This is a genomic window from Nocardiopsis sp. Huas11, from assembly GCF_003634495.1.
GTDB lineage: Bacteria > Actinomycetota > Actinomycetes > Streptosporangiales > Streptosporangiaceae > Nocardiopsis.
Genome location: NZ_RBKY01000001.1, coordinates 1,894,163 through 1,908,008 on the forward strand (window position 1 = coordinate 1,894,163; position 13,846 = coordinate 1,908,008).

Consider the following 13,846-nt stretch of genomic DNA (forward strand, 5'->3'; position numbering starts at 1 on the left):
AACGGGGGAACATGCGCTACCGAGAGGACTTCGCGCGCGACGTCGAGGTCCGCGAGGACTGGATCCCAATGGCCGACGGCACGCGGCTGCACGCGCGCGTGTGGCTGCCGACGGACGCCCTGGCCGACCCGGTCCCGGCGCTGCTGGAGTACCTGCCCTACCGCAAGGGCGACTGGACCTCGCCGCGCGACGCCCAGCGCCACCCGTACTACGCGGGCCACGGCTACGCGTCGGTCCGGGTGGACCTGCGCGGGTCCGGGGACTCCGAGGGCGTGATGCTCGACGAGTACGCCGAGCAGGAGACCGCCGACGGGGTCGCGGTCGTGGAGTGGCTCGCCGCGCAGCCCTGGTGCACCGGCCGGGTCGGGATGTTCGGTATCTCCTGGGGCGGATTCAACTCGCTGCAGATCGCCGCCCGGCGCCCGGAGGCGCTCAAGGCGATCGTCACGGTGTGCTCGGCCGACGACCGGTACGACAACGACGTGCACTACATCGGCGGGTCGGTGCTGGGCATCGACATGGTCGGCTGGTCCGGCACGATGCTGGCGTTCACGTCGCGCCCGCCGGACCCGCTCACGGTCGGCGACGCGTGGCTGCCGATGTGGAAGGAGCGCCTCGACGCGCTGGAGCCGTACGTCCACACGTGGCTGGACCACCAGACCCGGGACGACTACTGGCGGCACGGGAGCGTGTGCGAGGACTACTCCGCGATCGACGCCGCGGTGCTGGCCGTCGGCGGCTGGGCCGACCCCTACCGGGACACCGTGCTGCGGCTGGTGGAACACCTGCCCGGTCCGGCGCGCGGACTGCTGGGGCCCTGGGCGCACCAGTACCCGGACATCGCCCGGCCGCCCGGCCCGCACATCGGCTTCCTCCAGGAGACCCTGCGCTGGTGGGACCACTGGCTCAAGGACGCCGACAACGGCGCCATGGACACGCCCCGGCTGCGGTCGTGGGTGCAGGAGCCGGTCGCGCCGGCGACCGCCTACACCGAGCGGCCCGGGCGGTGGGTCACCGACGACGCCTGGCCTTCCCCCGCGACCCGCTGGTCCGAGCGGGCGCTCGGCGCGGCCGGCGGCGCGCCGGTGACGGTGCACAGCCCTCAGCACACGGGTGTGGACGCGGGCCGGTTCTTCCCCTACGGCAACGCCACCGACCTGCCTCCCGACCAGCGGGAGGAGGACGGGCGTTCGACGTGCTTCGACGGTGAGCCGCTGACCGAGCGCGTGGAGATCCTGGGCCGGGCGCGGGTGCGGCTGCGGCTGGACGCCGACAAGCCCCGGGGCACCGTGATCGTTCGCGTGTGCGACGTCGCTCCCGACGGGGCCTCGACCCTCGTCACCCGCGGTGTGCTCAACCTCGGCAGCCGGTACGGGCGGGACCGGTCGGTGCCGTGGGAGCCGGGCACCCCCGAGGACGTGGAGGTGGAGCTGACCGGCACGGGCTACGCGTTCCCCACCGGGCACCGGATCCGGGTGGCGGTGTCGACCGCGTACTGGCCATGGGTGTGGCCGCAGCCGGACGACCCGGCCCTGACCGTGTGGCCCGACCGGAGCGCGCTGCTGCTTCCGGTGCGGCCCGCGGACGCGGACGAGGGGCGTGCGCCGGTGGAGTTCAACGAGCCGGAGCAGGCGACGCCGCTGGCGGTCGAGCTGGGCACGTCGACGGCCCGTCCCGAACGCCTGGTCTCGCACGACGTGGGGACCGGCGAGTGGGTGCTCGACGTCGACCCCAACTACGGGGGTTCGCGCACCTACCCCAACGGGCTCGTGTACACGGAGAAGGCGCGCGAGCGGTACCGGATCCGGTTCGACGACCCGTTGTCGGCCGTGGCAGGATCCGAGTGGGAGATCACCATGCGTCGGGAGGATTGGGACGTTTCCGTGCGGACGTCGAGCGAAATGACCGCCACCGCGGACCACTTCGTCGTGCACAGCACGGTGGAGGCGCGCTCCGGCGGCGAGGTCGTCGCCACCCGGAGCTGGCACCGCGAGATCCCCAGGACCGCGGGATGACCGGCCCGGCCGAGGAGGCGCCGGGCGCCGGTTCGACGGGGGCCAGGCGCCGCGCGGTCGCACCGGACAAGCGCACCCGCCAGCCCACGGAGGTGCGGCGGCGGCTCATCCTGGAGGCCGCGGTACCGCTGGTCATCGAGCGCGGGGCGAGCCGGGTGGGCCTGCGCGACATCGCCCGCGCGGCGGGGGTGTCCGTCGGCACGGTCACGTACCACTTCGACGGTGTGCGGGAGATCCTCAGCGAGGCGGTCTCGATCGAGATCGACGCCTACTACCGACCGCTCGGCGAGCGGATGCTGGCGTGCGCCACCGCCGTGGAGGGGCTGACCACGCTCATCGAGGGCGTGTTCAGCGCGGAGACCGACCGGCACTGGCGCCTGTGGTTCGACAACTGGGCGGCCGACGCCAGCCTGGAGCCGGACTCGCGCCAGCACCGCCGGTACGAGGAGTGGTCGGACCGGGTGGCCGCGCTGCTCGCCCGGGGCCGCGACCAGGGGGAGTTCCGCTGCCCCGACGTCGCCGAGACCACCACCCGCTTCAACGCCCTGGTCGACGGGCTGGCCCTGCGCCGGCTGCGCGGCGCCCCGCCGCTGAGCATCGACCAGGCCCGCGCCCACCTGCGCCGTTTCCTGGCCGCGGAGCTGGACCTGGAGTCCTCCCGGGCCTGACGTGAGCGGTCCACCGGCCGCGCCCGCCCGCGCGACGGGCGGGCGCGGCCGGTGTCCGAGGCGGGCGGGTGCGATCGGTGTCCGCGGCGGGGTCGGGCGCCCTCCATCGCTGGTTCTCGGATGCGCGGGTGGGCCATACTCGGGGGCGCACCAGGTGAGGCGACAGGACGGATGACCGGGATGGACGATCTCTACCAGCGGTTTCTCACACGTACGCGGGGCACGCCCTACACCGTGTCGCCGATCCAGGGCGGGCTGCGGCTGCACCTGGACGTCGCCGACGTGACCTGGCAGCGGCTCTTCCACCAGATGCGCATGAGCCGGGAGTACAGCATCAACCTACGGGTGGACCCGGCCAGGCGCACCTACAGCCGCGAGCAGGTCGTCCGCTCGATGCGGTGGGTCGACGGCGTGGGGATGACGCCGCGCGTGCAGTTCTCCGACGGTGCCGGGCAGGGGACACGCAAGGAGATCCACCTCGGCCGACGGCGGCGTACTCCTTCGGCCCACGGCTACCACGTGGACTTCCGGGAGTTGGCCGAGCTGGTGGACGAGGTGATGCTCGCCGACGGATGGACCCGCACGATGGACCGCAGCAGCCGGATCGGCCTGATCGCCGCCGGCATCGGCGTCGGCGCCGCTCTGCTCGGCGTGGCCGCGGCCCTCATCGCCGTCCTGGCCTGACCTCGGATCGATCCCGGTCGGGGTCGGTGTCCGGGGCGCTCTCGTAGTACGGGCGCGGGGTTGGGAGCGCGCCGACATCCGCGCCAAGCCCTTCTGGGCCCCCGGCAAGCTGAGGCTGCACTGAGCCGCGCCCGGCATGCGGTACGCGTCGCGGCCGTGCTCATCGTCTTGTTCGGCCGAGGGCCGCCGCGCGGCCCCGGTTCCCCGCCATCGGACCGTGTTGAGGGTGCTCCCCGCGTTTCGCTGCGCCGAACGACGAGTGCGCTCTTATGTTGTTACGCATGTGGGATATCCAGATGTTGGAACCCGTCGAAGAGTGGTACCTGAAACTCGCGGTCGGCGATCCGGTCGCCGCACGGCTCGTCGCGAACGCCCTGGACCGCCTGAGCAGGGCGGGGCCCCTGGAGGGGCACCCCTTGGTCAACGACATCAGGGGAAGCCGGACACGCCACCTGAAGGAACTCCGCCCGGGGTCCGCGGGGCGGGGGCCGGTCCGCCTGCTCTTCGTCTTCGGTCCGTCCCGGCAGGCGGTGATCCTGGTCGCCGGCGACACGGGCGACCAGGGCAGGCGCTGGTACAAGGAACACGTTCCGATCGCGGAGGACCGCGATCTGGAATACCTCCGCGACCAGAAGGACGGCCGGGAAGCGCGGACCCGGGACTGGCGGGAGATCCGGGCCGAGGCCGAACGGCTGAACCCATGGTCGGCCTCGCCCGAGGCCGAGGAACTCGCCGAAGCCGACGACGCGCGCGTCGAGGCCGAGGCGATGGGGTACGCGCTCGCGGCACTGCGGCAGGAGAGCGGTCTGACTCAGGCACAGGTCGCCGAAGGCATGGGCGCCGACCAGACCCTCGTCTCCCAGATCGAGCACGGACAGGTCGACAGTCTGGAGCACCTGCGCTGCTACATCGGCGCGATCGGTGGAATTCTGGAGCTGAAGGTCGCGCAGGAGCCGACCCGAGTCACCCTCGGCCTCGCCGAAAGCGGAGCGGGCCGCGCCGGAGGCTGATCGGGCCGCGCGTTGAGGGTGGAAGGGACCGGCCACGGGCATGGCGAAGGGCCGGACGGAAGTCTCCGTCCGGCCCTTCGTCGGTTCCCGGATCAGCGCAGGGCGGCGGCCAGGCGCTCCTCGTGCAGGCGCTCGCCCCAGGACGGCGCCACCGCGGGCAGCGCGCCCACGCGCCAGCGCAGCAGGAGGTCGGCCAGCTCCGGGTTGCGGGGCAGGGCCGGGCCGTGCAGGTAGGTGCCGAGCACCTGGCCCTGGTAGGCGCCCTCGGTGCGGTCGTCGTTGCCGATGCCCTTGACCGTGGTGGACAGCGGGCGCGCCGACGGGCCGATGGCGGTGCGGCCCTGGTGGTTCTCGAAGCCGGTGATGCGGCCCACGCCCAGGGAGGGGTCCACGTCCGCGACGATCTCGCCGACCGCGCGGGTCTGGCCGCGACCGCTGCGGATGTCGATGATCCCGAGTCCGGGCAGCGGGTTGGACTCGTCGTCACCGTAGGACTCGCCGATGATCTGGTAGCCCGCGCAGACCGCGAAGACGCACGCGCCCCGGTTGACGGCGCGGGCGAGGCCGCCGTCCTTGCGCAGGCGCTCGGCCGCCAGGATCTGCGGCCGGTCCTCGCCGCCGCCGAGCAGGTAGATGTCGCCGTGCTCGGGCACCGGGCTGCTGGAGGTGACCTGCACGACCTCGGTGGGGATGCCGCGCAGTTCGGCGCGGCGCTTGAGGATGAGGACGTTGCCCTGGTCCCCGTAGGTGCTCAGCAGGTCGGGGTAGATCCACACGATCCGCAGAGTGCTGCTGGTGTCCGTCATGAGGCTGGTCTCCCCTACTGCACGCGGCCGTAGGCCGTGCGGATCTGCTGGAAGGCGGTGTAGTTGGCGATGACGTCGACCTTGGTGGTGTCGGGGCGCTCGGCCTTGAGCCGGGCCAGCACCTCGTCCACGCGGTCGGCGACCTCGAAGGCGACGCCGTCGGTCTCCAGGCGCAGGGCCAGGTCGGTACGGCGCTCGCCCATGACGAACACGCGGCGGCCGCGCAGGACGGTGTAGTCCACGTCCCACAGCCAGGAGGTGTCCTTGCCGTCGGGGATCTGGGCGTTGACCGCGAGGATCACCGGGACCCGCGGCGGGTCCAGGACCGCGAAGGACTCCAGCCAGCCCGCGGGGTTCTTGGACAGCAGCAGCCGCACCTCGACCCCCATGGTGACCAGGGAGGTGTAGCGGCCCGCGACCGAGGTGACCTCGCGCAGCCGCTCCAGGGTGCGCTCGGGGTGGATGCCGTATCCGGCGGCCGTGGCGGCGGCGATGGCCGCGTTGGCGCGGTTGGCGTCACCGGGCAGGTTCAGGCGGAGCTTGTGGCGTCGGCCGTCCGGCGTGACGAGGGTGTCGGAGTCGTTGTCCACCGCCCACGTGGTCTCCGGACGGGACAGGCCGCACTCGGGGCACTCCCAGTACGGGTCGGTGTCCCGCTTGAGGTGGCCGCCGCACTCGGGGCAGCACCAGGAGTCCTCCTTCCAGCGCTGGCCGGCCGAGACCCAGGTGGCGTTGGCCGCGCCGAGCCCCGCCCACGCCACGAGCGGGTCGTCGGCGTTGGCGATGACGTGGGTGTTGGTCTTGCCGAGCGCGGTCCGCCACTTCTTGGCGAGGAGGTTGATCTCCGAGGCGCGGTCCATCTGGTCACGGCTCAGGTTCATCAGCACCACGAACGCGGGCTGGGTCGCCACCAGCACCTGCGGCAGGTACTTCTCGTCCACCTCCAGCACGCCGTTGACGGCGGAGGTGTTCTGCGACAGCGCGGTGATGTGCCCGGTGGGCATGTTGGCGCCGTACTCGTTGGTGGCCACGTCGCCGAGCTCGCGCAGCGCCTGGGCGATGAGCCGGGTCGTGGTCGTCTTGCCGTTGGTGGCGCTGATGAGCGCCAGGCGGCGGCCCTTGGCGAGTTTGGTCAGCAGATCGGGCTCGACCTTGAGAGCGACCCGCCCGCCGATGACGGATCCGTCCCCCCGCCCGGTCGCGCGGGACAGGCCGGCCGCACTCCTGCCCAGGACCGATGCGAGTTGGGCACGCAAGGGAAGGTCGCTCAATCTACTCTCCACGTCGCTTGATCACCCGCGTCCGCGCGCGTCCGCACGGCGGATGATGTCTCTGGCCAAGCCTAATGTCCACGGATGATCACACCCGCCAGTCCAACCGCTCGGGCGGCGGCCCCAGATTGGGCGGCACCCGCCGTTCCCGGACGTCGGTGCCGACCGGGGCCGGCTGCTCCGACCGCCCACCGTCCGCGGCGGCCGCGGCGCCGGGTGGGACGATCCGTGGCCGGCCGCCGTCGACGGGCTGCTCGGCCTCGGATCCGCCCCCGCGCGTGCGGGTGGCGGAACCGTCACTGGTGTGACGGGAGTCGTCCACCGTGGCCAGTGTTGCTGTGGACAGGGTGAGGATACCTGGGTTGGTGTCGGTGAGAACAGGCCCTGCTTCGGTGAGTACGACCGCGACGGTGTCGGGGAGTTCGCGCAGCTCCTCCGCGCCGAGGTCGAACGGGCGTACCGCGGTGTCCGCGCCGTCCACGGCCGCCACGGGCGTGTCGAGGTCGGCCGCCTGCGCGGTGGCCCGGCCCCAGGCCGTGGCCGATCTCACATGGCGGACCAGGTCGAGGGGGGCGACGGCGGCGGCCGCGTTGCGGATCACCGCCCCGGACTCGGTGTGCGGTGACGGGAAGAAGCGGTCGTCGGACTCCATGTCGGCCATGGGATCGGCGTCGGGGTCCGTCCCGGCCTCGGTCACCATGCCCCGCACCGCCTCGCCGACGACCTCGCTCAGCCGGTGCAGGTCGGAGACCGCGTCGCCGAAGGCGCCGACCCCGGCGGAGGCGGCGGCGCGCGCGACGGCCTCGGCGGTCGCACCGGGCTCGCGCATCACCACCGATAAGCAGGCCGGGTCGTCCAGACGGGCCAGGGCGGCGGGCGTGGCCGACCGGAACATGAGCACGACCTCCACACCGCCGCCGGTCGCGGCCGCCAGGACCTGGTCGACCTCGTCGTCGGGCAGGGCCTCGGCCCCGCACACCACCACCGTGCGCACCCGGCCGGAGCGCGGCGCGGCGCCGGGGCCCTGACGCGGCGAGCCGACCTCCAGGAGCTCACTGAGCGAGGCCACGGCGTAGGTGCCGTACGCACGGGCGGCGGAGGCCCCGGAGGCGCGGTCGGTGCAGATGATCTTCACCTGGGCGTACTCGCCGTCGTCGGCGCGGGTGCCGACGGACTCGAACGGGCTCAGGCGCCGCTCCAGTTCCCAGGCGCGCTCCCAGATGTCCGGGTCGTCGGCGCAGCGCTCGCGCACACGGGTGCGCTGCTCGGTGGTGAGCAGGGCCAGCGCGGTGTCGTCCTGGGCGGTGTCGCCCTCGGGCGTGATGAGCGCGCGCAGTCCGCCGATGAGTTCACCGACCCCGGCGTGCGGGCCGAGCACCTCCATCAGCCGCAGGAGCAGCGTCTCGTCGGCGTCGGCGTCCTCACCCGCCCCGGAGGCGGCGGCGACCGCGGACAGGACGCGGGCGCGCTGTCCGGCGTCGAGGTTGGTGCCCAGCGTCATCCTGGGCAGGTCGGCGGGGAGCACCCAGCGCCGGGGCGCCACCGCGCATCTGCGGGCGAGGTGGACGAGTTCGCGTGCCACGGCGTGCCCGGTGAGGTCGATGACGGTGAGGTCGCCGCCCTCGCGCAGTCGGGAGATCCCCACGGTGGTGAGCAGGGCCGACCACCCGGTGTCCGTGCCGCCGGTGACCACGACGGAGCCGACGCCCGGCGGAACGGTCACGCCGTACCAGCGGGGCTGGGCCTCGAAGGCGCGGGCCGCCGCCTGCCACGCGGTGTGGGCGCGGGCGTGCTCGCTTTGCTGCTCGCGCAGGGCGCGGTCGCGTTCCTCGCGTTCGGCGGCCAGGCGCTCCTTGGCCCGTTCCAGCCTCTGCGCGATGACCAGGCGGCTCTGCACCAGCGCGAAGGCGATGGGCGCGGCGACCGCGGCGCAGGCGAGGACGCCGGCGAGGGCCAGACTGCCCGGGAGGACGCGCGTGCTCCACAGCAGCGGGCACAGCAGGGCCAGCAGGGCGAGTCCGCCCAGTGCGAAGTACAGCGGCCGGTTGGTCCGCGCCTCGCTGTGGCGCTGGGTCCTGAGCCAGTCCTCGCTGAGCGACTCGGTGTCGGCGGGCGCGGGCCGGCGGGGCGCGGGACCCGGGGCCGGCAGCAGCACGGCGTGACGCCAGCCGAGGTAGGTCCGGCCCGCCTCGGTTCGGGGTGTACCGCCTGACCGTGGTGTGGGCACCGTACGAACACCTCCTGACCGACCGCCGTGGGGGGCGTCGGGGATCGGGGCGCCCTCCGCACGGGTCGGGAGGCGTCCGCGAAGCGGGTCCGCTCCCCATCCCGTGCGGTGAGCGGAGTCTGGTCCAACGGGGGACTCCGGCCGGAACCGGAGTGTGGGCTGATGCTGCCACCTGCCCGCCCTCAAGTGAAGCAGGACGCGCGGCGGCCTGCCAGACCCCGCCCGCGGCCTGTGGACGACCGCCGGCCCGGTGGGTCCGAACGCGACGAGGCGCCGGTGGCGGACGGTTGCCCGTCCCCACCGGCGCCTCGCGCACGCTCTCCGGCGCGTCCCGGCTCCCGCCGGTGACGCTCCGGTCTACTAGGCCTCGACCTGCAGGTCGACGACCTTGCCGACCTCGGCCTCCACGGCGAACTCGCCGGTGAAGCCCTGGGAGGCCAGGACCCGCACCTTCCAGGTGCCGTCGGCGGCGAAGAACCGGAAGGTCCCCTCGTCGCCCGTGGCCACCTCGCCGACGAAGTCGTCGGACTCGTTCAGCAGCCGGGCGTAGGCCCCGCTGAGCGGCTTGCCCTCACGGGTCACCGTGCCCTGGATGACCGCCTGGTTTCCCGCGTCCACGTCGGCGAGGACGACGCCGCCGACCGGAGCTCCGCAGCTGTCGCTCACTTGGCCTCCGCCTCTCCGAGCTCGACCGGAACGCCCACGAGGGAGCCGTACTCGGTCCACGAACCGTCGTAGTTCTTCACGTTCCCCAGCCCCACGATCTCGTGCAGGGCGAACCAGGTGTGCGAGGAGCGCTCGCCGATGCGGCAGTAGGCGATGATCTCCTTGTCGAGGTCCACACCGGCCTCGGTGTAGAGCTCGCGCAGCTCCTCGGCCGTCTTGAACGTGCCGTCCTCGTTGGCCGTCTTCGCCCACGGGATGTTGCGCGCGGTCGGGATGTGGCCGGGGCGCTGCGAGGTCTCCTGCGGCAGGTGCGCGGGAGCCAGCAGCTTGCCGGTGAACTCGTCGGGCGAGCGCACGTCGACCAGGTCCTTGGCGCCGATGGCCTGGACGACCTCGTCGCGGAACGCCCGGATGGAGTGGTCCTGCTCCTTGGCCGTGTACTGGGTGGCCGACCGCTCGGGGACGTCCTTGACCAGCTCGCGGGAGTCCAGCTCCCACTTCTTGCGGCCGCCGTCCAGGAGGCGGACGTTGGTGTGGCCGTAGAGCTTGAAGTACCAGTAGGCGTAGGCGGCGAACCAGTTGTTGTTGCCGCCGTAGAGCACGACCTGGTCGTCGTTGCCGATGCCCTTGGCCGACAGCAGTGCCTCGAAACCGGTCTTGTCGACGAAGTCGCGGCGGACCGGGTCCTGCAGGTCCGTCTTCCAGTCGATCTTGACGGCGCCGCGGATGTGTCCCTTGTCGTAGGCGGACGTGTCCTCATCGACCTCGACGAGGACCACGTTGTCATCGTCCAGGTGAGCCTCCACCCAGTCGGCGTCCACGAGGACGTCGGAGCGGCTCATAGGGAACCTCCAGTGTTTCTTGTGCGGTTTCGCGTGTGCGGTCGGTGCGTGGGTCGGGACGCGGTGGTCCCACGTGCGGGGGGTCGGGCCGCCGTACTCAACGAGCCGTTCCCGCCGCCAGCATGCGGCGGCCGAGGAGGTAGGCCTCGCATCCGGCGCAGAAGCCGAACGCGGCGTTGAGGAAGGCGGCGAAGAGGGCGAGGGCGGTCGCGGCGACGCCGAGCCACGGCGGGCCCGCCAGATAACCGACGAGTCCCATCACGGCGAAGGCGAGTCCCACTCCCTGGGCGAACCTGGGCGGTCGGGCGTCCTCGGTCTCCTCGGGCGGAGCGAGCCTGGGGCGCACGAGAACGGAGAACACCAGCGCGTAGGGCGAGTGGCGGACTCCCGCGACCACCGCGATACCGAACACCAGGGTCTGGAAACCGAGGATCCGGGGATCTCCGGTGGCCAGGGCCACGGCGAGTACGAGGGTGGTCAGGGCGGCGGCGAAGCGCTGCCCTCGGGGGTCGACCTGCATGGTGTGATGTCCCCAGTCGCGTGCACGGAATGAGCCAGTCGCACGGAGGAGGCGGGGGTTCGCGGTCCCGTCCGCCCTAAGGACACAGACAGAGCGCGGCGGCGACGCGGCAGAAGTCCACTGCCCGTCGCTTCGTCAGATACGCGCTCGTCAAGGAAGTCACGTTTAGACGCTACAGGCCGCCCGCAGTGTTTGTCACTGGTGTGCTGGATCACAAAACTTCACGTACGCGCCGGTCGCGGCACCGCCGTGCGCCGCCGGCGGCGGCCGGGCCGGGCACGCCCGGGAACGACCCTGAGAGGCTGTGAGCGACCGTGAGGGGCCGGGCGCGCGCTACGCCACGGTCTCGCCGAGGGCGGCGATGACGTCGGCCTTGCGCGGCTGTCCGCTCGCCCTCCGGGTCACCCGCCCCGAGGCGTCCAGGACCAGGACGGTGGGCGTGCGCAGGATGTCGAGGCGGCGGACCAGGTCGAGCCTGGCCTCGGCGTCCACCTCCACGTGGGCCACGCCCCCGACCATCCCGGCGACCTCGTCGAGAATGCGGCGGGTGGCCCGGCAGGGCTGGCAGAAGACGGTGGAGAACTGCACCAGGGTGGCGCGCTCCCCCAGCTCGGCGCCGATGTCGTGCGCCGTGAGCACGTCGCCGGAGGGCGGCGCGGCCGCGCCCTCGTCGGCCCTGGTCTCCTCGTGCGCGGTCATCGGCTCCTCCTCGTGCGGATGCGGGGTCCCCGCCGCCGTCCCCGTCGCCACGGCGGCGCCGGGACGCGGGCCCCGAACGGTGTGCGCGCGAAAGCGCCCCCGGCCCCGCCGCCAGACGAGGCCGGAGGCGGTGGCCGCGAGCAGGGTCACCGCGAGGACGGCGAGGCCGACCGGGTCCACCTAGCTAGGCCGCCTCGGAGCCCATCAGGGGAACGTCCTGGCCGGAGCCGGTGATCCGCACACCGCTGGAGACGTTCTCCATCTCCGTCACGGTGAGCCCGAAGGGCAGCGCGGGGGCCTCGACGCTGAAGGTGAGCATGTCGGCGACCAGGTCGCTGACGTCACCGGGGGCGCCGCCGACCTCGATGTCGACCGGGGTGACGGTGACGGCGCCGCCCTCGACCTCGAACTCCCCGGCCGCGCTGATGGAGGTGCTCACGCCCAGCTCCGGGATGGCCAGCTCACCGGTGATGCGGGGCTCGCCGTTCTCGGTGGTGATGGTGACGCCCTCGGGCAGGTGGGGGTTGAAGTAGGAGTAGGGGACGACGAACGAGCCCTCGACCTGCCCGGCGACCACGGACGGCTCGCTGACGAGGTCCGACAGGGGCGCCTCGACCTCGGTCGCGGTCGCGTCGATCTGTTCGAGCGTCACACCGTTGACGGTGGCGCTGTCCGCGGTGATCGTGATCTCCGAGTAGGTGCCGCCGATGGCCTGCGGCAGGAACGCCCAGCCGCCGATGGCCACGTCCGGCTCCTCGGAGGTCTGCATCTGCTGGGCCACCCGCTGGGCGACCGTGCGTTCGGCGAAGCCGCGCAGCGCGATGTCGGCCCCCACGACGACGACCACCAGGAGGATCAGGAAGACGACGAGAAACTTACGCATCAGGATCCCAGCACACTTTCTTTCGGTCCGGCGCGCCTCGCGGCTGGGTCTTCCGGCCGGTCCAGGTCACACGCCAACGGCACCCGACGGGTACCGGTCATGACAAACCCAATGGGAAGGGTACTTCAACCCGGGTTCGACTCCGCCGGGTTCGGGTGGGTTCTACGACTCCGGGCAAAGTCACCTGTTCGAGACATCCCGTCGCCGGACGGGACGGAGACGGGCCCGGGGATCGCGCAGGCGGGCCGGCGAGAGCCCGCCTAGTGGGGCAGGAGCATGGCCGCGAGGCCGTCGCTGGCCGCCGCGCCCGACAGCGACAGCTCGATCACGTTGGTGGCGACCACGAAGGCGGCGCCGCGCCGGGCGAACTCCACCACGTGCGGCTGGCGCTCGTGCTCCTCCCGGGCGAGCTCGTCGCGGTACATCGCGTAGACGATGCGCTGGAGCGGCGCGCTGGGCACGGTGTGGCAGGCGAACATCAGGGTGTCCGGCTCGTGCTCGGCCACGTGGGCCACGACCGCGTTGGCGAGCTGGTCGAAGCCCGACCCCTGGCCCTCGGCGAGGGTGTAGATCGTGATGACGCCGCGCCCGCGCTGGGGCGCGGCCTCCCGCACGGGCGCCCCGCCCTGGTGGTCGGCGTAGGTGTCGGCGTTGCGACGCTTGCGGCGCACGGGCTCCTCCATGGACGCGGCGGGTCCGGCTTCCGCGTCGTCGTAGTCGTAGTCGTCGTCGTAGTCGTCGTAACCGTCGAAGTCGTCGTAGTCGTCGTAGTCGTCCTCGCGGCGGGGGCGGGCGGCGAGCGCGCAGGCGCCCCACAGCGCGGCGACGGCGCCGAGCATCAGCACCGGTCCGCCCGGCCCGAGTCCGAGGCGGCCCACCGTGACGGCGAGCACCAGGGACAGCGCCACCAGGCCCAGCACCGACAGGTCCGCGACCCGGTCCCCGCCGCGGCGCCGGGCGGCCGCGACCAGGGCGACGGCCAGGAAGACCACGGCGGCGGTCTGGGCGCCGTTGACGAGCACGCGCGGAATGAGGTCGTAGTGGTCGGCCAGCCCCGGGTACGCGGCGCCGAACCGGCCGCTGAGGCGGTCCACGCTCAGCACGACCAGGGGGACGATCGTGAACGCGGTGACGAACAGGCGCGAGGTGAAGCGGCCCTGGAACGAGCGCACGGCGTATTCGAGGGCGCCCCAGCCCAGGTAGAGCGGACCGATCAGGCTGACGCCGATCTGCAACAGGCGGAAGGTGAGATCGCCGAAGTCGAACATCGCGCCGACGACGGCCGCGCTGAGTCCGACCGTCATACCCAGTGCGGCGACCAGCCAAGCGACGGCGGCCACACCGGGACGGCGTTGGGCGTACGCGGCGAGCGCGGCGGTGGCGCTCCAGCCCACCAACGCGCTAACGAATGCCAGTCCTACCGTCACCATCCCGACAATGATGCTGCACGCCGACGGGTGGATGTGCACTCCATACAGGATCGCCCGGACAGTCTCAGGGACGATCCCGCAGAGTGAGGCGCGAACCCGCAGTTCACACTGTGACTTTCCTCACG

Annotated in this window: 14 protein-coding genes; 4 read left to right on the top strand and 10 right to left on the bottom strand. The window is 72.7% G+C overall.

All coding sequences use genetic code 11. The features are described from left to right. Positions 1-11 precede the first annotated feature (11 nt). The 4 genes from DFP74_RS08370 to DFP74_RS34235 all read left to right on the top strand — a co-directional run bounded on the left by DFP74_RS08370 (position 12) and on the right by DFP74_RS34235 (position 4,377). Positions 12-2,015 (top strand): CocE/NonD family hydrolase, encoded by a 2,004-nt coding sequence (locus tag DFP74_RS08370; protein WP_121181167.1) that lies wholly within the window; start codon positions 12-14, stop codon positions 2,013-2,015. Further along, positions 2,012-2,683 carry a TetR/AcrR family transcriptional regulator gene (locus tag DFP74_RS08375; protein WP_121181168.1) on the top strand — a complete coding sequence of 224 codons (672 nt, stop codon included), beginning with the start codon at positions 2,012-2,014 and terminating at the stop codon, positions 2,681-2,683. Before DFP74_RS08370 ends, DFP74_RS08375 begins: the two co-directional genes overlap by 4 nt. A 180-nt stretch (positions 2,684-2,863) precedes the next feature. Then, positions 2,864-3,367 carry a hypothetical protein gene (locus tag DFP74_RS08380; protein WP_147453839.1) on the top strand — a complete coding sequence of 168 codons (504 nt, stop codon included), beginning with the start codon at positions 2,864-2,866 and terminating at the stop codon, positions 3,365-3,367. Positions 3,368-3,648: 281 nt separating this feature from the next. Continuing rightward, positions 3,649-4,377 (top strand): type II toxin-antitoxin system RelE/ParE family toxin, encoded by a 729-nt coding sequence (locus DFP74_RS34235; protein WP_233570873.1) that lies wholly within the window; start codon positions 3,649-3,651, stop codon positions 4,375-4,377. 92 nt (positions 4,378-4,469) lie between these two features. On the opposite strand, the gene DFP74_RS08390 is transcribed toward DFP74_RS34235, so the two are convergent. The 10 genes from DFP74_RS08390 to DFP74_RS33830 all read right to left on the bottom strand — a co-directional run bounded on the left by DFP74_RS08390 (position 4,470) and on the right by DFP74_RS33830 (position 13,721). After that, entirely contained in the window at positions 4,470-5,183 is a 714-nt protein-coding gene (locus DFP74_RS08390; protein WP_121181170.1) for a type 1 glutamine amidotransferase, read from the bottom strand. A gap of 14 nt (positions 5,184-5,197) precedes the next feature. After that, complete coding sequence (locus tag DFP74_RS08395; RefSeq protein WP_121181171.1) at positions 5,198-6,454, bottom strand: Mur ligase family protein; 1,257 nt, start codon at positions 6,452-6,454, stop codon at positions 5,198-5,200. An 88-nt stretch (positions 6,455-6,542) separates the two neighbouring features. Further along, positions 6,543-8,681, bottom strand: a complete 2,139-nt coding sequence (locus tag DFP74_RS08400; protein WP_233570874.1) for a hypothetical protein — start codon at positions 8,679-8,681, stop codon at positions 6,543-6,545. 360 nt (positions 8,682-9,041) lie between these two features. Continuing rightward, positions 9,042-9,347 carry a DUF1416 domain-containing protein gene (locus tag DFP74_RS08405; RefSeq protein WP_121181173.1) on the bottom strand — a complete coding sequence of 102 codons (306 nt, stop codon included), beginning with the start codon at positions 9,345-9,347 and terminating at the stop codon, positions 9,042-9,044. Continuing rightward, a complete protein-coding gene (locus DFP74_RS08410) occupies positions 9,344-10,189 on the bottom strand; it encodes a sulfurtransferase (RefSeq protein WP_121181174.1) in 846 nt (281 codons plus the stop codon). The genes DFP74_RS08405 and DFP74_RS08410 overlap by 4 nt, the downstream gene beginning before the upstream one ends. Before the next feature lie 97 nt (positions 10,190-10,286). After that, positions 10,287-10,709 carry a DUF4395 domain-containing protein gene (locus tag DFP74_RS08415; RefSeq protein WP_121181175.1) on the bottom strand — a complete coding sequence of 141 codons (423 nt, stop codon included), beginning with the start codon at positions 10,707-10,709 and terminating at the stop codon, positions 10,287-10,289. Between the two features lie 76 nt (positions 10,710-10,785). Then, on the bottom strand, positions 10,786-10,872 hold the full coding sequence (locus DFP74_RS35135; RefSeq protein WP_352983320.1) for a putative leader peptide: 87 nt from the start codon (positions 10,870-10,872) through the stop codon (positions 10,786-10,788). Between the two features lie 170 nt (positions 10,873-11,042). Then, complete coding sequence (locus tag DFP74_RS08420; protein WP_121188127.1) at positions 11,043-11,408, bottom strand: thioredoxin family protein; 366 nt, start codon at positions 11,406-11,408, stop codon at positions 11,043-11,045. A 184-nt stretch (positions 11,409-11,592) separates the two neighbouring features. After that, positions 11,593-12,291, bottom strand: a complete 699-nt coding sequence (locus DFP74_RS08425; protein WP_121181176.1) for a DUF2993 domain-containing protein — start codon at positions 12,289-12,291, stop codon at positions 11,593-11,595. A gap of 260 nt (positions 12,292-12,551) precedes the next feature. Further along, positions 12,552-13,721: a putative quinol monooxygenase gene (locus DFP74_RS33830; RefSeq protein ID WP_199725550.1), complete on the bottom strand. Its 1,170-nt coding sequence runs from the start codon at positions 13,719-13,721 to the stop codon at positions 12,552-12,554. Between the last annotated feature and the right edge of the window lie 125 nt (positions 13,722-13,846).